Annotated in this window: 19 protein-coding genes and 1 pseudogene; 2 read left to right on the plus strand and 18 right to left on the minus strand. The window is 68.7% G+C overall.

Annotation, left to right across the window (positions count from 1 at the left end; genetic code table 11):
- Both DFP89_RS08280 and DFP89_RS08285 read right to left on the minus strand, forming a co-directional pair.
- On the minus strand, window positions 1-2,001 hold the full coding sequence (locus DFP89_RS08280) for a phage terminase large subunit family protein (RefSeq protein ID WP_114348932.1): 2,001 nt from the start codon (window positions 1,999-2,001) through the stop codon (window positions 1-3).
- Window positions 1,949-2,545, minus strand: coding sequence for a hypothetical protein (locus DFP89_RS08285; protein WP_114348933.1), 597 nt, complete (start codon window positions 2,543-2,545; stop codon window positions 1,949-1,951). Before DFP89_RS08285 ends, DFP89_RS08280 begins: the two co-directional genes overlap by 53 nt.
- Window positions 2,546-2,656: 111 nt before the next feature.
- Here DFP89_RS08285 and DFP89_RS08290 point away from each other — a divergent pair, with 111 nt between their 5' ends.
- Window positions 2,657-2,929: a hypothetical protein gene (locus DFP89_RS08290; RefSeq protein WP_028720222.1), complete on the plus strand. Its 273-nt coding sequence runs from the start codon at window positions 2,657-2,659 to the stop codon at window positions 2,927-2,929.
- Between the two features lie 95 nt (window positions 2,930-3,024).
- Entirely contained in the window at window positions 3,025-3,597 is a 573-nt protein-coding gene (locus tag DFP89_RS08295) for a DUF3489 domain-containing protein (RefSeq protein WP_028720221.1), read from the plus strand.
- A 53-nt stretch (window positions 3,598-3,650) separates the two neighbouring features.
- Here DFP89_RS08295 and DFP89_RS08300 read toward each other — a convergent pair whose 3' ends face one another.
- The 16 genes and pseudogenes from DFP89_RS08300 to DFP89_RS08365 all read right to left on the minus strand — a co-directional run bounded on the left by DFP89_RS08300 (window position 3,651) and on the right by DFP89_RS08365 (window position 16,015).
- Window positions 3,651-3,875, minus strand: coding sequence for a DUF7220 family protein (locus tag DFP89_RS08300; RefSeq protein WP_028720220.1), 225 nt, complete (start codon window positions 3,873-3,875; stop codon window positions 3,651-3,653).
- Window positions 3,872-4,354 (minus strand): hypothetical protein, encoded by a 483-nt coding sequence (locus tag DFP89_RS20720; RefSeq protein WP_177208252.1) that lies wholly within the window; start codon window positions 4,352-4,354, stop codon window positions 3,872-3,874. Before DFP89_RS20720 ends, DFP89_RS08300 begins: the two co-directional genes overlap by 4 nt.
- A 202-nt stretch (window positions 4,355-4,556) precedes the next feature.
- Window positions 4,557-5,066: pseudogene (locus DFP89_RS20725) on the minus strand (DNA cytosine methyltransferase); the annotation flags it as partial.
- Window position 5,067: 1 nt separating this feature from the next.
- Window positions 5,068-6,432 carry a site-specific DNA-methyltransferase gene (locus DFP89_RS08310; RefSeq protein ID WP_093359550.1) on the minus strand — a complete coding sequence of 455 codons (1,365 nt, stop codon included), beginning with the start codon at window positions 6,430-6,432 and terminating at the stop codon, window positions 5,068-5,070.
- Window positions 6,433-6,848: 416 nt separating this feature from the next.
- Window positions 6,849-7,229, minus strand: a complete 381-nt coding sequence (locus DFP89_RS08315; protein ID WP_036732881.1) for a DUF6362 family protein — start codon at window positions 7,227-7,229, stop codon at window positions 6,849-6,851.
- The gene (locus DFP89_RS08320) at window positions 7,222-7,422 is read right to left on the minus strand and encodes a hypothetical protein (RefSeq protein ID WP_028720215.1); all 201 of its coding nucleotides are present in this window, start codon (window positions 7,420-7,422) and stop codon (window positions 7,222-7,224) included. Before DFP89_RS08320 ends, DFP89_RS08315 begins: the two co-directional genes overlap by 8 nt.
- Window positions 7,419-7,958, minus strand: a complete 540-nt coding sequence (locus DFP89_RS08325) for a crossover junction endodeoxyribonuclease RuvC (RefSeq protein WP_036732878.1) — start codon at window positions 7,956-7,958, stop codon at window positions 7,419-7,421. Before DFP89_RS08325 ends, DFP89_RS08320 begins: the two co-directional genes overlap by 4 nt.
- Window positions 7,959-8,298: 340 nt before the next feature.
- Complete coding sequence (locus DFP89_RS08330) at window positions 8,299-10,620, minus strand: AAA family ATPase (protein WP_245948624.1); 2,322 nt, start codon at window positions 10,618-10,620, stop codon at window positions 8,299-8,301.
- Window positions 10,617-11,384, minus strand: coding sequence for a PD-(D/E)XK nuclease family protein (locus tag DFP89_RS08335; protein ID WP_114348936.1), 768 nt, complete (start codon window positions 11,382-11,384; stop codon window positions 10,617-10,619). Before DFP89_RS08335 ends, DFP89_RS08330 begins: the two co-directional genes overlap by 4 nt.
- Window positions 11,371-11,772: a hypothetical protein gene (locus DFP89_RS20115; RefSeq protein WP_147273290.1), complete on the minus strand. Its 402-nt coding sequence runs from the start codon at window positions 11,770-11,772 to the stop codon at window positions 11,371-11,373. The genes DFP89_RS08335 and DFP89_RS20115 overlap by 14 nt, the downstream gene beginning before the upstream one ends.
- On the minus strand, window positions 11,769-12,179 hold the full coding sequence (locus DFP89_RS20730) for a DUF6511 domain-containing protein (protein WP_245948625.1): 411 nt from the start codon (window positions 12,177-12,179) through the stop codon (window positions 11,769-11,771). Before DFP89_RS20730 ends, DFP89_RS20115 begins: the two co-directional genes overlap by 4 nt.
- 3 nt (window positions 12,180-12,182) lie before the next feature.
- Entirely contained in the window at window positions 12,183-13,871 is a 1,689-nt protein-coding gene (locus DFP89_RS08345) for a DEAD/DEAH box helicase (RefSeq protein ID WP_114348938.1), read from the minus strand.
- 14 nt (window positions 13,872-13,885) lie between these two features.
- Window positions 13,886-14,509 carry a hypothetical protein gene (locus tag DFP89_RS08350; protein WP_114348939.1) on the minus strand — a complete coding sequence of 208 codons (624 nt, stop codon included), beginning with the start codon at window positions 14,507-14,509 and terminating at the stop codon, window positions 13,886-13,888.
- A gap of 101 nt (window positions 14,510-14,610) precedes the next feature.
- A complete protein-coding gene (locus DFP89_RS08355) occupies window positions 14,611-15,486 on the minus strand; it encodes an ATP-binding protein (RefSeq protein WP_114348940.1) in 876 nt (291 codons plus the stop codon).
- Window positions 15,486-15,782 carry a hypothetical protein gene (locus DFP89_RS08360; RefSeq protein ID WP_114348941.1) on the minus strand — a complete coding sequence of 99 codons (297 nt, stop codon included), beginning with the start codon at window positions 15,780-15,782 and terminating at the stop codon, window positions 15,486-15,488. Before DFP89_RS08360 ends, DFP89_RS08355 begins: the two co-directional genes overlap by 1 nt.
- 38 nt (window positions 15,783-15,820) lie before the next feature.
- On the minus strand, window positions 15,821-16,015 hold the full coding sequence (locus tag DFP89_RS08365) for a hypothetical protein (RefSeq protein ID WP_018303655.1): 195 nt from the start codon (window positions 16,013-16,015) through the stop codon (window positions 15,821-15,823).
- Window positions 16,016-16,095 lie beyond the last annotated feature (80 nt).

The following is a 16,095-nucleotide window of genomic DNA, read 5'->3' on the forward strand; positions in this document are numbered from 1 at the left end:
TCACCTCATGTAGCTCGAGCGCACCGCGCGCCGGCGCTGCATCGTTCGTGTCGGGACGGCCGGCGCCGTTGCCGGACCGGCTTCGGATCCGTCCTGCTTCGCCACCCCGAGCTGCGCTTCCAGATCGGCCCACCGCGCCTCGGGCCAGCGATCCGCCCCGAGGATCCACGCGGCGGCGCGGGCATAGACCCGGATGTCCAGCGCCTCGTTGCGCTCGCGGAGCTTCTGCCATTCGAGCCGCGTGAAGCCACGCTTGCCCTTCACCGTCACCAGCTGCTCGGCGGTCAGCTGCTTGAGCCATTCGCCGTCCGCCCAGTCCGGCAGGTGGATCGTGCCGGGCGGGCACAGAGCGCCCGCCGCCTGTTCCTCTCTCGTCGGCCGGTCCTGCCGCAGGAAACGATAGGTCTCGGCCTTGAAGGTCGAGGTGGCCACGGTCCAGAGCCGGGCGCCGCGCCGGAGCCGCTTACCCGCGACGGTCGCGTCGACAAAGGTTGGCCCGGTCACCGGGCTGGTGCGGGTGAACCCTTCGACGCCCTTCACCGGCGCCACCTGCGCGAACCCCACCTGGCGCGACCAGGCATAGACCGCGCTCGTCTCGTAGCCCGTGTCGATCGCGAGCCGGGCGAGCGTCATCCGCTGACCCGAAGCATGCGTCCAGGTCCGCCCGAGCAACTCTGTCAGCTGCTGCCAGCAGGCCGGATCGCCGGGGCCGCCCTCGAGCACGAGGTGATCGACAAGCCAGCTTTCCAGACCCTGACCCCAGGCCCAGACGTCGACCTCGATCCGGTCCTTCTGCACGTCGGCGCCCGCGGTCAGGAACAGCCCCCGCTGCGGCACCGTGCCTGGAGCCCATGCCTCGCGCCGGTCCGCCAGCCTCTGCCAGTCGGGCGCCTCGCCGGTCTCCATCCAGGTCTCGCCGAGGATGGTGTTCCGGAACGCCCGCATCGCCTCGTCGCTGCCCCGTGCCGCCTCATGCGCCCGCGCGATCCGCTGCCAGCTGAGCCAGCCCACCGGCGAATAGAGCGCCGAGAGGTGGTAGCCGACCGTGGTCGGATCGGCGGCCGTCGTGGTCGCGCGCCACTCGCCGCGCTCGAGCATCTGCGTCTTGTGGTGCTCTGCGATGGTCCGCTCGCAGCCCTCGCAGTGATATTCCGCCGTCTCCGGGCGGCCCTTCTCCCAGCGCAGCCGGTCGAACTTCAGCCACTGCATCGCGCCGCAGTGCGGGCACGGAACGAAGAACCGGCGCTGGTCGGACGCCTCGAACTCCCGCTCGATCCGGCTCAGCCCCCGGATCGTCGGGGTTGAGACCAGGAACACCTTGCGCCGATGGGCGAAGGTCAGCGAGCGCGCCTCGGCCAGCGTGACCGGGTCGCCTTCCTCGTCGGCCGACGCCGGATAGGCGTCGACCTCGTCGAGGAAGATGTAGCGCGCCGGGGTCGAGCGCAGACCCACCGCCGAGTTCGCGCCGGTCATGATCAGGATGCCGCCCGCGAACTCCTTGGACAGCATCGTGTTGCCCGCGTCGCGCGAGCGCGCGGGCTTCACCCGCTCCCGTAGCTCGGGGCTTTCGTCGATCAGCGGGTCGATCCGCTGGCGCGAGTTGCGCTTGGCCAGTTCCACGGTGGGCTGGACAGCGAGCATCGGCCCCGGCGCCTGGTGGATCGCGAACCCGATCCAGTTGTTGCCCGCCTCGGTCGCGCCGACCTGCGCCGCCTTCATGAACACGATCCGCTGCGTGGGATCCCCCGGCGACAGCCGGTCCATGATCTCGCGCATGTAGGGCGTGCGCACGGTGCGATACCGCCCCGGTTCGGCCGAGGCGCGACCCGAGAGCATCCGGTGCCGGTCAGCCCATTCCGAGACGGTCAGGTCCGGATCAGGCCGCAGCCCGTTGCCCCAGGCGCGCAGGATCTCGCCTGCGCCGTCGAAGTCCGTCAGCGCGTCATCATCACCGGAAGTCGGGCCGGACCTCGGCGAGTTCGTCGAGGTGGGCGCGTACATGTCTCTCCAGCACCTTCTGCATCGCGGCTGGCTCCACGGTGATCTGCTGGCCGGTCACGTCGGCGCACGAGGCTGACAGTTCGGCCGCCATCAGCGCCGCCGCGCGTGCAGGCCAGTTCACCCACGCGTCCCGTTCCTCCCGCGCCAGCCGGAACACCAGCGCCAGCGCGCGGGCCCGCTCGATCAACTCCCCCTTCAGCTTCTGGAGCCGGATGCGCCGCTCCTGCGCTTTCAGCACCTCGTTCGCGGTCTTCGCCTGCAGGAAGGTCGTGCCGCCGCCGACGGCCGGGACTGCCAGCCCCTGTTCACGCAGCGTGTCGCCAACAGCGGCCACGGCCGCCTCGGGGACGGGCTTCAGCTTCGGCGTGGGCGGCTTGCGGGTCTTGGACGGGTCGGTCGTCTCGGCACGTCTGGCGTCGCTGGCGGCCGCGTTGATGCTGCCGTCGGGATAGAGGACCAGCCGCTCGGCGGCCTTGGCCTTCTGGATCGCGCCCCGCGACAGCCCGACATGCGCGGCGTACTGGCGCTCGCTCATGCCCTGCATCGACGGCTCCGATTATCTATCGAAATCATGTTCTTATCGAGTTGATAAGCAGCGCGACCGGAGCGAACGTCCGTTCAGAAGGACGATGCAACTCACCAAGGAGCCATCACGATGACCACGCGCCTGAACCCGATCACCACCCCGCGCCACGAACTCCGCGCCGAGAAGGCGCGCCGGAATAAGGAAGCCGCGCTCGCGGCCTTCATCGGCAAGAAGGCCGAGATCGACGAGATGCTCGCCCGGCTGCAGACGCTGAGCGACGACCACTTCAACGCCCACCCCGACGAGATCAACTGGGGCCATGTCGGCACCCTCGAACACTACGCCAGCCTCCTGAAGCGCATCACCGACAGCGCCTTCGGCGAGGGCGAGCACGCCCGCTGATCTCCGGCACTGCCGGAACTCCCGCCGCGCGCCCTGCGCGGCTCGGGGTCGTAGGAGGCGCCGCATGACGCGGGCCCGAATACGGAGACGATCCCATGACCAAGCTTTCTGACACCCAAGCCATCATCCTCAGCGCCGCCGCACAGCGCGAGGACCGCATCGCACTGCCGCTGCCCGAGAGCCTGCGCGGCGGCGCCGCTGCCAAGGTGGTCGGCGCGATGCTCGCGAAGAACTTCCTGCAGGAGGTCGACGCCGACACGCGCAAGGGCGAGCTTATGTGGCGCGAGACCGGAGACGGCCACGGCGTCACGCTGGTTGCCACCGACGCGGGCCTTGCCGCCATCGGGATCGAGACCGAGGACGCGAACCCCGCGCCTGCGGGCGCGACGGACGCGCCTACCGAGGAGGCCGCGCCGGACACCCCCACCGTAGCCGAAACCGCGCCCAAGACGCGCACACCGCGCGAGGGCACCAAGCAGGCCACGCTGATCGCCATGCTGCGCGCACCGGACGGCGCGACCATCGAGGAGATCATGGCCGCGACGGGCTGGCAGTCGCACACGGTGCGCGGCGCGATGGCGGGGGCGCTGAAGAAGAAGCTCGGGCTCGAGGTGACCTCGGAGAAGGTCGAGGATCGGGGGCGCGTGTACAAACTCCCCGCCGCCTGACGCGCCGGACCCCGACAAGCTGATGACCGCCGTCCCTACGGGGCGGCGGTCGATCATTTGGCGCTCCGCATCCGGATCGCCTCGAACACCCGCCGCAAGGCGAAGGAACGGGCGATCGAGACGACGGTGAAAATGGCGCCCATCTTCAGGTTCTGCGCCAGCGTCGTGTGCAGCCCGAAGATCGGGAAGATCAGGATCTGCGTCACGACCGCGACGCCGTAGCCGACGATCACGTTGGCGACGGACTCGACCAGCGACATGAGGCGGGTCTGCTTCATGCCGCTGCCTCATCCATCGGCCAGCAGTTCAGCCGCGAGAGTTCGCAGCGCATGCGCCGCAACCAAGGGGACCACGCCGTTGCCACAGAGGCGAAGCCGGTCCACCCGGTGGGCCAACCCATCAGTGCCTCGACGAACAGCGGGTTCAAGGTCCGGCGCGGCTCGGAGGTATCGCTCCCAGCCATCGGCGTCACCAGGACCTGGCGGCCAAGCAGGCCGTTCACCGGCGTGTTCGCGAGTGTCGTCGCCCCGTCCTTGTGATCCCGCGCCGTCGGCGTCATCCACAATCCCACCGCATGGGTCAGATCGGCCGTCTTGCGGTTGCCCGCGCTCGGCTTGCAGCCGTCGTTCGCCATCGGCGTCGGCCAGTCCCGCGCCATGCGGTCCAGACCCTTCTCGTCTCGTCGTTCGCCGCCCCGGCTGCGGAAACTGTCGGTCTGCGGCGTGGGCCACATCGCAGCCGTGGTCGCCAGGTTCATGCCGTGCTGGCCCGCTTTCTGCGACGGCGTCGGTATTGTCTGCCTGTTCTCGTTGGCGCTGGCCCTTGGCGTCGGCCAGAGCCGCAGCAGTTCCGTCCGGTTCCCGCCACTCGACCGGGTGCCAGAGCAGGCGCGCGGGGTCGGCCAGCTCGTCCCCTTCGCGGATGGCGAGGATGAAGAGCCGCTCGCGCTTGTGGGGCGCGCCGACTTCCGCCGCCGTGAAGAGGCCTGCCGCAAGGCGGTAGCCCATGCCGACCAGTCCTGCGGCGACTTCGGGGAAGCCGAGGCGGAGATGATGGGCGACATTCTCGAGGAAGACGAAGGGCGGTTCGACCTCGCCGATGATGCGGGCGACATGCGGCCAGAGGTGGCGCGGGTCGTCGGCGCCCCGGCGTTTGCCCGCGACGGAGAACGGCTGGCACGGATAGCCCGCAGTGACGATGTCCACCGCGCCGCGCCACGGGCGGCCGTCGAAAGTTGCAACATCGTCCCAGACAACAGCCTGATCCAGGGACGCGTCTTCCATCCGCGCCACGAGAGTGGCTGCGGCGAAGGTTTCCCGTTCGACATGGCCCACAGCACGATATCCGGGGATGGCGATGGTGAGCCCGAGGTCGATACCGCCCGCGCCGGAGCAGAGGGAGAGGCCGAACAGACATGCGTCTCCGGCTCCGGAAGCGTCTCCGGAGGAAGGTAGAGCCAGGTCATGCATGTCACGCGGCGGTCTGGCGCTTTCGCGCGGGTTCGGGTTCGGCGTCCGTGTCCGGCGTATCGGTGACGTCGCCCAGCCGCTCCGCCTTCACCTGCGCGAAGGTCCGGCCGTCGCCGTCGAGGATCGCGTCCTTGTCGGTTTCGGCCTGCCAACGCTCCACGGCGACATCGACATACGCCGCGCTGATCTCCATTGCGAAGACGCGGCGGCCATTGGCCTCGCCCGCCATGATCTGCGACCCGGAGCCGGAGAACGGCTCATAGCAGAGGCCGCCCCGCGCCACATGCTGGCGCATCGGGATCCCGAAGGCGTCGAGCGGCTTCGGCGTCGGATGGTCAGGCCGGTCATCCTTGGCGAAGCTGGGAAGCGCCCATGTCGATGGCAGCGTTTCCTCGGCCACCTTCGGCGGGCGGTTCGGGCGACGCCAGCCCATGAAACAGGGCTCGTGCTTCCAGAGGTAATGCGACCGGGTCAGGACGCCCCGGTCTTTCACCCAGATGATTTGCTGATGCACAAAGGCGCCTGCCTTCTCCCAGCAGGCTTCCAGCATCGCCTGGCGGCGCGAGGCGTGCCAGCAGTACCAGGCAGCATCCTCGGCGATGGCTTCCGCCACGGCTGCAGCGATGAACCCGTCATAGAGTTCCGCGCCCTGCGAACTGTCGTCCCAAGTCGTGCCGTAGGACGCCGACCAGTCCTTGTTGCGGGTCGGATGGTTCGAGCCGTCGTAGTCGACGAGATACGGTGGATCGGTCGCGAAAAGGATCGCGCGCTCACCGTTCATCAGGCGGCGCACATCGGCCGCGCTGGTGCTGTCGCCGCAGAGCAGCCGGTGATCGCCGAGGATCCAGAGATCGCCCGTCCGCGACGCCGGATTGCGTGGGGGTTCGGGGATGGTCACCGGCGGCACGGAGCCCCCGGCGCCCTCTTCCTCGCCGCCACCGTCGAGATCGAAGGCCAGCAGCTTGTCGAGTTCGCCATCGGAAAACCCGACCAGCGACAGGTCGAAGTCTTCGGCCAGCAGGTCGTTCAGTTCCGCCGACAGCAGCGCCTCGTCCCAGGTGCCGAGTTCCGTCAGCTTGTTGTCCGCAATCCGGTACGCCCGGCGCTGCGCTTCGGTCAGGTGCCCGAGCACGATCACCGGCGCCTCGGTCAGCCCGAGCTGCGTCGCGGCCAGCACGCGCCCGTGGCCTGCTATCAGTTCGCCGTCCTCGCCGACGAGGCAGGGCACGGTCCAGCCGAACTCGGCCATGCTGGCGGCGATCTTCGCGACCTGATCCGCGCCATGCGCCTTCGCGTTCTTCGCGTAGGGCTGGAGGCGCGACAGCGGCCACGTCTCGATCGCGTCCGGGGCGAAGCTCAACGTCATGATGGGCACGGTTCCTCGGTCGGGTGGATGCCGGTGGCTTCCGGACTCCGGATGCCGGGCCGGACTCCACACGGGGTCCAGCGGCCACCAGCGGTGTCCGGTCGGAAGGCCAGCGTTCATTGGTGTTTGCGCGGGGCGCGCGTGGCTCCGGCTTCCGGGTGGCTTCCCAAAAATCCGGCCCTGTCGCTGGCGATGTTCCGCGCTTCGCCCGCCAGCATACGAATGTCGCCAGGAAGGAACCGGAAACTCCCTCGTGGTGGACCCCGGCCAGACCCTTGCTGGATACCGGGGTCCAGACGGCCCCCCGTCAACGCAAGGGGAGAGCGGGCTTTCCAGCGCACTCTCCCCATCTTGCCTTCGGAATAGCATGGATCTGTTGCAGATGTCGAAGGAAAAAGTGTTGCAACACATTGGAGTCACTGCGCATTCAGACGCGCAGCGATCTTGGTCAGCGCCAGTTGCCAGCGACGCCACGCGGTCGTGCGGTCGCAACCCAGTTCCCCGCTGATCTGCTTCCACGGCACCCGAGCCGCGCGCGACCAGACCAGCTTGCGCTCCGCCTCCTCGATCCAGAGCATCCAGTCGAAGGTCTGCTCGAGCCGGGTGATCGCGGCGGCCGAGGGCCAGACCCGCATCGGCTGCGGCTCCATCGCCGCGATCTCGCGGCTGGTCCGCACGATGTCGGGCCAGGTGTTGAAGTAGCCCTGCGCCTTGACGGGCGGCAGCTTGCGGAGGGTGCGGAACGCTTCCTCGAAATGATCGGCGACGCAGTCGGCGGTCCATTCGCGATCAGCCATGGCGCGCCTCCCTGTCGGAAGGGCGCGGGCCATAGAGCTTCTCGCCCAGCTGGCGGACCAGTTCACGCTCGGGCCAGGTGAGGCGGTCGTCATCCGCGGAGACCGCGAGGACGCCCTGTTCCTGCCAGCCCTCGCGCTTGACCTGCTCGGGATCCCGGCGGCGGCCGCCGTAGCCGTGGGGATGCCATCTCATGCGACACCTCCCTTCGTCTCGATTGCCCAGAGCAGGATGGCGATGGCGTCGGCCTCGTTGTCGTCGGCCGGGCTGAAGCCAAGGGCGCGAACGGCGGCGACCATGGCTGCCTTTTCGGCGTTGCCCTTGCCAGCGGCGTGACGCTTGATCGTGCCGACCGGGACGCCCTCGTAGGGCACGCCGCGCAGTTCCGCCCATGCGGTCAGCGTGGCCATGAGCCCGCCGTAGATGTGGCTCGCGTCGGTGCCTGCGTGCCGGCGGACTTCCTCGAACCAGATCGCAGCAACGGGTCCGGACAGCCGGTCAATCTCGGTCAGCCAGTTGGTGAAGCGCAGGTAGCGCATGCCGCCGCCGTCGAAGCGCCCCGGGCGCAGCGAGACGGTGCCGCTGGTGATCAGCCCGTCATGGCCGCGGATCGCCCAGCCGGTTGAGGTGCCGAGGTCGAGCGCGAGGATGCAGCGGTTGCGGGGGGCGTCGAGCGGCAGCGGTTCAAACCTTGCGCCGTCGCAATTGGGGATCAGAGTCGGCTGAGCCATGATGGGTCTCCTTTGCCGGTGGCCTGTGGTGGTGGAAGACGACGGCGGTCTGGTGCTTGGCGGTACGGGGCCGCCGTCGTCGGATCGGAAAGCACAAGGGAGCGTCACGGCGGCGCGCGGGGCTGGCCCGGACGTATGGGAGGAGTGGCCAACCCTGTGGGGTGGCCCTCCCATACGTAGTATGGGGGTTTGACACCTAACTGTTCCGGGGAGGACAAGTGACTGAAATCATTGCGGAATAAGACTTCATCAAGTCTTCGGGCATGAGTTTGGGACCTAACTCTTATTTGCCCGTAACCCGTTGATTTCGTTGAGTGCACAGTTGGCGCTGTCATATGAGTCAGGCCTCACTCATATGAGTTAGGTCGTCCTCCAGCCCCTCCGGGTAGACCCAGACGGCGGGGTTTTCGACCTGCAGGCAGAGCCCCGACTGGGGACATTTGAAGTGGCTGGGCAGGACCGGACGGACCTCGGTGGTGACCTCGCCGGTGGCCGGATCAATCTCCTCGACGGGCGCGCCGAACTGCATTCCCTCGACGCATAGGTAGCCGAACCGGGACCGGGTGACGGGGAAGCCGAACCCCGAGGGGTCGCGCAGGAACTTCACGAAGCCCTTGGTCGCCAGCACGCTGAGGCGCTCACGGATCGTGTGCTTGCTGCCCAGACCGCCCCGGTTCTCGAAGGTCTCGGCGAACTGCATCGCGGTGTAGAGGCGCTCGCTGGCCGCCTCATCCAGCAACATGCCGAGGATGACATCGTGCTTGCGCAGCCGCTCGGCATCGAGCTTGGCGCCGACCTCCTTGCGCACCAGGCGCTCGTTCATCGGGTTCAGCTCGACCCACTCGCCCTTCACCTTGTCGATCAGCTTTCCCGGTAGCGCGGGTCCGTTCCGCAGCTCGATCTCCAGCCTGCGGACGCTGCTGTCCTCGTCGGGCCGGTGCATGAGCAGCCCCGAGGTGTAGAAGCCGCGCAGCGCGCTGGCGCCGGAGAGGGCGAGGAAGGGATCGTCCTTGACCTGATGCTTGCTGGCCTTGCGGGTGTGGTGGGCGAGGATGACGCCCGCGTCCGGATTGACCGCCTCGCGCAGAAGCTCCACCCGGTCCTTCAGGAAGAACATCATGGCGGTGTTGTCGTTCTCGCCACCGCCCTCGGGACCGCCATCGAAGAGGTTGCGGATCGGGTCGATGACGATGATGTCGGGCGGCGCGTCGGGGAATGCAGCCTGGATCGCCTCGGCAACGCGGGCGACGCCCTCCGCGTCGAGCAGCAGCTTCAACTTCGGTGTGGCGATGAAGGTGTCGCGCGCGGCGGCGATCACGGTGGCGGGCAGCGCGATCTGCTGCATGCGCTCGCGCAGGTAGTGATACTGGATCTCGGCCTGCAGGTAGAACACGCGCAGCGGCCGGGGCGGCGTCAAGCCGAGGAACGGCACGCCAGCGGCCATGTGCACGAGCCAGGAGATCAGGAAGTCGCTCTTGCCGACCTTGGGCGCGCCGCCCAGCACCAGGAGCCCGCCCGGCGTCAGCACGCGGGGGCCAATGATGTCCTCGGGCATAGGACTGGTGTCGTCGAGCAGCGCGCCGAGGCTGAAGGTCGGCAGCGGGCTGGCCGGGGCACCGGCATGGGCTGCGCGCAGGAGCGGCGGGCCGTTGCGCTTCACATGCAGCGCCCAGAGCCGTTCGGACTCGGCCTGAAGCCGATCGAGCGGCCAGGACGGGCGCAGCATGGCGGCGTTGTAGCCGCAGATCGCCTCCCAGCCCGCGAAGGGGTCGAGGCGGCCCCCGTGCACGAGGCGTACGTAATGGCCGATGGCGGCGCTGGCCCCCTGGAACCGGGACCACTCGTCGACCGCGCCTTCGCGCACCGGCGTGGTGAGCACCGCGTCGATGCCGGGTTTCGCGGTCGGCGCGGTTGCGTCGCTGGCGAAGCCCACGCCCGGCAGCGGCGGCATCTCGGCGACCTTTTCGGAGAAATCCGCAAGGTCCACCTCGACGTAGTGATGTTCGCGGATCTGCACGAGACGTTGATGGCCGTGCTTGTGATAGACCGTGCCGGGCACCCGGATCGGCTGGTGCGCCGAGCGGAAATGCGTGTCGCCGCCGACCTTCACGGCGATCTCGCCGCGCAGGCGGCAGAGAGTGACCAGGTCGTCGCCCTCGGCGGGCTCGGTCAGTTTCCACCAGACGTGCAGCTTGGCCGCACCCTCGGCCGTACGCCCGCCGCTTTCGATGATCAGTGTGGGCGCGCCGAGGTGGCGGGTGACATGGTCCAGCTTGGCGGGGATGTCGCCCGCGTCGAGATCGACGACGATGGCCTGCATCTGCAGCACGTCGGCGGCGCGGGCCTGGCCCTGCTCGGCGACCGTGCCGGGAATGACATAGACGGCGGCACCTTCGCGGTTCGCCCATCCGGCGAAGGTTGCGAGTTTCTCGGGCGCGGTGTCGTCGGCGGGGATCCAGATATTGTGCGGCTTGCCGTCCCGGCCCTGACCCTTGTCGACGAAGCCGCGCAGCGGGATCAGCCCCTCGCACCAGCTGAACACGGTGTCGAGGAAGACGGCGATCTGCTCGGGGTCGGGGTCGCAGCCGAACGGGTTCTCGGACGGCGGCCCGTCGTTGAAGTCCATCCATGGGTTGAAGTGCAGGATGCCGTCCTCGCTCATGAGGGCAGCCCCCAGCAGCGCGCGGACCACGGGCAGAAGCGGCACTCGAAGAAGTCGGCGGTGGTGGCGACGCGCGGCAGAAGCTCGCCCGCATCGGTCGCCTGCAGGATCCGCACGCCCCTGTCGGACATGCGCTGCGCGAGATCGGCGTCGAAGGGCACAAGCTCATGGTGAAGCTCGGCGGTGTCCTTGTTGATCGCGGTGAAGAGCGCGGGCGCGGCCGAGATGCCGGGGACCGTCCCTTCCATGTAGGCCTGATAGAGCGCGATCTGGGCGGCGTAGACCGGCTTCGACTTCGTGACGCCGTCCTTGACGCAGGCGCGCCAGTTCTTCGCGTTCATAGTCTTGCATTCCCAGAGCGCGGGAACGGCCAGACCGAAGCCCTCGGGCCCGGCGGCGATGATGCCGTCGACATGACCGCGGATGCGCCCGCCCGCGACCGAGAAGCCGAACTGGCCGCCATCGGGACGGTTGCCCTTCCGGGTGTAGAGGTCGAAACCCGCGCCGCGCAGCCAGGCGACCGCCAGATCCTCGAGCGCATGGCCGATGGCGAAGATCCGCAGCGATTGGCCGCTGAAGTCCTGGCCCTCGTCCTTCGGCGCGGCCGTGAACTCGAACTGCAGTGCGCGCTCGCAGGCATGGCCGAGACGCGAGCCGCCGAGGTAGTCGCGGGGCGGCCGCGTGGCCTGATCGGCGGTGAGCGCCCGATCGACGGCGGCGTTGACCTTGTCGGCAAAGCTGGGGCGGCGGTTATAGTCCAGCATGCTGGCCTCCCTCGTAGCTGCGGTGGGCGAGCCCGTGGCAGGTCGAGCAGAGCCATTCGATCGAGAGCGGCGCGTCATAGTCGTTGTGATGCGCTTCGAGGTCGGTCACGCAACCACATCGCTGACACCAGACCGGCACGACGATCCGACAAGCCTTGACGGCACGCCGGACGATGCTGTGGGCCCGATGTTTCTCGGCGTGGCGCAGGCGATAGCGACGCTGCGCCTCCCGATGCTTCTCGGGGTTCCTGAATTTCTGCGCGTAGGCGCGCTGGTATTCCCGGCGGCAGTCGCGGCACCAGGTCTGCCGAACATCGGGACTGAGTCGGCGGCGTCCGAACTCGCAGACGTCCTTCTCGACGCCGCATCTCGTGCAGAGCTTGGTCAAAACGGCACCTCCGGCGTCTGCGCCCGGGCGATGTCGGACATGGATTCGCGGAAGCCCTCGACGGCTTCCTCGATCAGCGCGCGAACCTGCGCCTCGGTCAGATCGGAAAGCGGGGTGGCCCAGCCGATCTCGTCCATCAGCAATGCCACGCGCTTCATGGTGGCGGTGATCGCGGCGCGCTCCTCCTCGGTCAGGTCAACCATGGCGCAACGCTCCCTGGCCAAACGCGTCCAGAAGGACTGGCAGGGCATCGAGCAGAACCAGACCGAGGGCCGGGGCCGCTTCGAGCGGTGCGGATCGAACCAGCCAAAACCACGGGTGGGTTGCCGGCAGACAGCACAGAGCGTCCCACGCGGATGCCAGAGCCGCCGCCGGTCCTCGGCCGTGATGGGGATGAAGGTGGACATGGGTCATGCCGCCCTCCGTTCGGGGCTGGCCGCGCTGTCGATCAGCTGGCGAATGGCGCGCTTGTTGAAACCGAAGGTCATCAGCGCCGAGGCGCGGTAGCGCGTCAGGCCGAAGTCGTGGCGGCACTCGGGCGGCAGGTACTGTAGCTGCTTTTCGGTCGGCGGCTGGCGCAGCCAGGAGCGGGTCTTGAAGGCGCTCTCGTCGGTCTCGTGGGTGTTCAGCCAGTCGTCGGCCTGCGCGAGGCAGACTGTGCGCTCGCCAACACCCAGCAGATGGGGGCGTTCGCCCTTCGCGCCGCCGATGGCGTACCAGACCCCGTCCAGCCAGAAGATGCCGCCCCAGGCTGCGAAGCCGGTGGCCATCAGCGCATCGTCCGTGCCGTAGAGGTCGACCCACGCGAAGCTGGACCGCTTCAGCAGGTCGATCTCGGTCATCATGAAGCCCGAGAGCGGCGCGGCGGCCCCACCTTCGCCTGCATCCAGCTCCTCGCGCGGGAATGCCTCGCCGCAGAGCGGGCATTCAGTGGCGGCCAGCGGGATCTCCGCCTCGCAAGCTGGACAGGTCTTGGTCGGCGCCTCGCCGGTTTCGGTCTTGCCGTCGAGATCGACATCCTGTTCCAGCGTGCCGTGGATCAGGCTCGAGGTGCCGAAATCCAGCACGATGCAGTCGGTCTTGACGATTCCGGGATGTTCCTCGGGGTCGACGGTGCGCAGACCGCGCCCGACCATCTGGATCATGGTGGACTTGTAGGAACTGGGCCGCAGCAGCACGACGCACGAGGTGGGCGGATGGTCCCAGCCCTCCGTCAGCACCGCCACGTTGACGATGACGCGGATGTCGCCCGCCGCGTAGTCGGCGAGGATCGCCTTGCGGGTCTCGGCCGCCAGATCGCCGTGGATCAGCGCGGCGGAAACGCCCGCCGCCCTGAAGGCGTCGGTGACGTGTTCGGCATGCGCGACGGTGGAGCAGAACACCACGGTCTGCCGGTCGCCCGCCTTCTCCTTCCAGTGGCGGATCACCTCGTCAGTGACGGGGGCGCGGTCCATGATGCCCGCCACCTCCGCCATGTCGAAATCCGACATGGTCTTGCGGACTGAGCGCAACTCGTCCTGCACGCCCACGTCGATGACGAAGGTGCGCGGCGGCACGAGGTGGCCGGAGGCGATCAACTCGCCCAGCCGCACCTGGTCGGCGACATTGTCGAAGACCTCGCGCAGACCCTTCCTGTCGCCCCGGTTCGGCGTCGCCGTGACCCCGAAGATCCGGGCGTCGGGATTGGCCTCGCGCACCCGGTCGATGATGCGGCGATAGCTGTCGGCGACCGCATGGTGCGCCTCGTCGACAACCAGCAGATCGAGGCGCGGCATGTCGGCGAGGTTCGAGGCCCGCGCCAGCGTCGGCACCATGGCGAAGGCGACCTGGCCGCCCCAGGACTTCTCCGTGGCGTCGATCACCGAGGTGGCGACGCCGGGCACCACGCGCTGGAACTTGACGCGGTTCTGCGCAGTCAGCTCGTCGCGATGCGCCAGCACGCAGGCCTTGGCGCCGTCGCCGATCATCTCGCCGGTGACCGCCGAGAGCATGATGGTCTTGCCCGCGCCGGTGGGCGCCACGCCCAGCGTGTTGCCGCGGGAGGCGAGCGCAGCAACGCTGCGCTCGACGAAGGTTTTCTGGCGGGGGCGCAGGCGCATGGCCGGTCTCCCCCTTACTGCGCCCAGCTCGGCCGACCGGCGGCGCCGGGGGCGGACGCGGGCTGGCTGGGCTGGGTGGACGTGGTGGGCTGCTGCGGGGCGTGGCCCTGCGCCGGGGCAGCGGCGAACTGCGGCGCGACCGTGCCCATCAGCGCGGCGTAATCGCGATGATCGGGGGTGACCGAAGCGCGAATCTCGTTCTTGTCCTCGCCGTTGGTGTCGGTGCCGATGTCGATACGGGCGACGAACTCGACCCCGTCGAGATCGCCGAACCCGTTGATCCGGCGGCGGGCCTGCGCCTCGGGCGAGTTGTCCTTGTCGGACACGCCGCGCGCCGAGTTGAGGATGCCGCGGATCAGGCCGCGCCCCATGTTCGCCCAGTCCGGGCCCTTCGGGCTGTAGAGGCCGATCAGCGACCAGACCTTGCGCCGGGCATAGGGCCCCTCGAGCACCGTGTACTCGGCGTCGAGATAAACGGCGCCGGTGGCGGCGCGGCGCGCCCAGCCGCCGGTCCAGCCCTGCGAGGGGTCGTCGAAGCCGCCGGGGCGGAGCGTCAGGCGCACCTTGGCGAGCGTGCCCTTCGGGATGACGTTGGTGTTGGATTGGGCGGAGTTGAAGTCGTTCCAGGGTCCGGACATTACGCGGCTCCTTTCAGTTGGAGGATGGGACGCGCAGCGGCGTCAGAGGGGAAAAGCCACCCCGGCGACCGGATCGGGACACCCGGCATGGCGAGAGGCGCTCAGCCATGGCCGGGCTCCTGCGCGGGGGCGGGATCGGCCGGGGTCACCGGCGGCCAGGTCAGGCGTTCGGAGGCAGGCGCCGCGGGGCGCTGGATCTTCTCCATCAGCCGGCCGAGATGCGGGACCTCGACCCTGTCGAGGCGGCCGGAGCGGTCCTTCGCCGGATAGCCCCAGGGGTTCAGCGTCTGGCAGACGAAGGCGCGCTGCGGCTGGCCGTTGGCATCGGCGATGTCGGCCATGGTGATGACCTGATCCACGATCCCGGGCAGTTCGAGCCCGGTCTTCGAGCCGTCGATCTGCGGCTGGAAGACCTTGCGGTTGAAGTCGTCGAGCCGCTCGTCGAGGATGCCCACGAACCAGACATGCTTGCCGCGCGTGTGCTGCAGGTGGGTCAGCCAGCCGATCATCTCGCGGCCATGCAGCCCGTAGGCGCCGCGGATGTCGGGCTTGCCGGTCTTCTCGGAGAACGCCTCGGGCTGGCCACGGCACCACTGGAAGCAGAGCCGCCCGGCCACGGTGATCGAGTCGATGAAGACGGTCTCGTATTTCCCGATCACCGTGGGATCGCCGTAGCGGCCGCAGACCTCGTCGAAATGCGCCTGGCTGTATGGTTGGTCCTCGCGCAGCGCCGGGTTCGGCCCGCCGATGAACACCGCGAAATCGCGGCATTCCTTCCAGGTGCGGGGCCGGAGCGTGTCGATCTCCAGCCCCTCGACCGCCAGATCGCCAGCCTCGAGATCGAGGAAGAGCGTGGTCGAGGCGTTCAGCGTCCAGAGCAGGCTGGTCTTGCCGATGCCGGACCGGCCGAAGATGACGCCCTTGATCCCCTTGCGCTGCGCGAGCCGTTCGTCGGCGCCGATGATGGGAAGGGCCATCACCGGCCCTCCTTCTTCATCACCGCCGCGGCGGCGCGATCTGCGCCGATGCACCCGGCCTCGCGGGCAAGCTTGTAGAGGCGCTTCAGCGCGTCGGCCCGGCGGTAGGCGGCCGTGCTCTCACGCTCCGCCTCCACGATCGCGAAGGCGATCTCGTCCACGGTCGCCTCGACGACCGGCAACGGCTCGCGCGGCTCGTCTTCGGCGCGCTGCGGGAAGGCGATGGTTTCGGGGAGGTCATCGAGCGCGTAGCTCGCCTTGCGAAGACGTGTGATGTCGTCCGGCTGGTCCGGCATGGCGGTTCTCCGTGGGATGATGTGATCGAGGAGGCGCATCACGCGGCCTCGCGGACGTCGGGCGCGGGCTCGGCGACGTAGATCGCTAGGAGCGGCGTCCCGTCGGCATGGGCGCCGGCGTCCTCGATCTGATAGTTGCGGTTGGGCTCGCAGACCTCGGTCAGCTCCCAGCGGCGATAGAGCCCCGGAAGACGCCTGAAATCCTCGAGCGACAGATCGGCAGTGCGGTTCATGCGTGTCTGCTTTCGGTTGGAGGGAAGGCGCTCGGGGCGCTCGAATGGAAAAAGCCACCGGCGGGACCGGATCGGGACAT

It is taken from the genome of Paracoccus lutimaris (assembly GCF_003337565.1).
Taxonomy (GTDB): Bacteria; Pseudomonadota; Alphaproteobacteria; order Rhodobacterales; family Rhodobacteraceae; genus Paracoccus; species Paracoccus lutimaris.

Coding starts and splice junctions, on each gene's coding strand:
- DFP89_RS08360 (WP_114348941.1), bottom strand. CDS start 15,782: ATGCCGGACCAGCCGGACGACATCACACGTCTTCGCAAGGCGAGCTAC.
- DFP89_RS08355 (WP_114348940.1), bottom strand. CDS start 15,486: ATGGCCCTTCCCATCATCGGCGCCGACGAACGGCTCGCGCAGCGCAAG.
- DFP89_RS08350 (WP_114348939.1), bottom strand. CDS start 14,509: ATGTCCGGACCCTGGAACGACTTCAACTCCGCCCAATCCAACACCAAC.
- DFP89_RS08325 (WP_036732878.1), bottom strand. CDS start 7,958: ATGGCTCAGCCGACTCTGATCCCCAATTGCGACGGCGCAAGGTTTGAA.
- DFP89_RS08345 (WP_114348938.1), bottom strand. CDS start 13,871: ATGCGCCTGCGCCCCCGCCAGAAAACCTTCGTCGAGCGCAGCGTTGCT.
- DFP89_RS08310 (WP_093359550.1), bottom strand. CDS start 6,432: ATGACGTTGAGCTTCGCCCCGGACGCGATCGAGACGTGGCCGCTGTCG.
- DFP89_RS08280 (WP_114348932.1), bottom strand. CDS start 2,001: ATGTACGCGCCCACCTCGACGAACTCGCCGAGGTCCGGCCCGACTTCC.
- DFP89_RS08330 (WP_245948624.1), bottom strand. CDS start 10,620: ATGAGCGAGGACGGCATCCTGCACTTCAACCCATGGATGGACTTCAAC.
- DFP89_RS08335 (WP_114348936.1), bottom strand. CDS start 11,384: ATGCTGGACTATAACCGCCGCCCCAGCTTTGCCGACAAGGTCAACGCC.
- DFP89_RS08315 (WP_036732881.1), bottom strand. CDS start 7,229: ATGGCTGATCGCGAATGGACCGCCGACTGCGTCGCCGATCATTTCGAG.
- DFP89_RS08300 (WP_028720220.1), bottom strand. CDS start 3,875: ATGAAGCAGACCCGCCTCATGTCGCTGGTCGAGTCCGTCGCCAACGTG.
- DFP89_RS08320 (WP_028720215.1), bottom strand. CDS start 7,422: ATGAGATGGCATCCCCACGGCTACGGCGGCCGCCGCCGGGATCCCGAG.
- DFP89_RS20730 (WP_245948625.1), bottom strand. CDS start 12,179: ATGTCCACCTTCATCCCCATCACGGCCGAGGACCGGCGGCGGCTCTGG.
- DFP89_RS08365 (WP_018303655.1), bottom strand. CDS start 16,015: ATGAACCGCACTGCCGATCTGTCGCTCGAGGATTTCAGGCGTCTTCCG.
- DFP89_RS20720 (WP_177208252.1), bottom strand. CDS start 4,354: ATGAACCTGGCGACCACGGCTGCGATGTGGCCCACGCCGCAGACCGAC.
- DFP89_RS08295 (WP_028720221.1), top strand. CDS start 3,025: ATGACCAAGCTTTCTGACACCCAAGCCATCATCCTCAGCGCCGCCGCA.
- DFP89_RS08285 (WP_114348933.1), bottom strand. CDS start 2,545: ATGCAGGGCATGAGCGAGCGCCAGTACGCCGCGCATGTCGGGCTGTCG.
- DFP89_RS08290 (WP_028720222.1), top strand. CDS start 2,657: ATGACCACGCGCCTGAACCCGATCACCACCCCGCGCCACGAACTCCGC.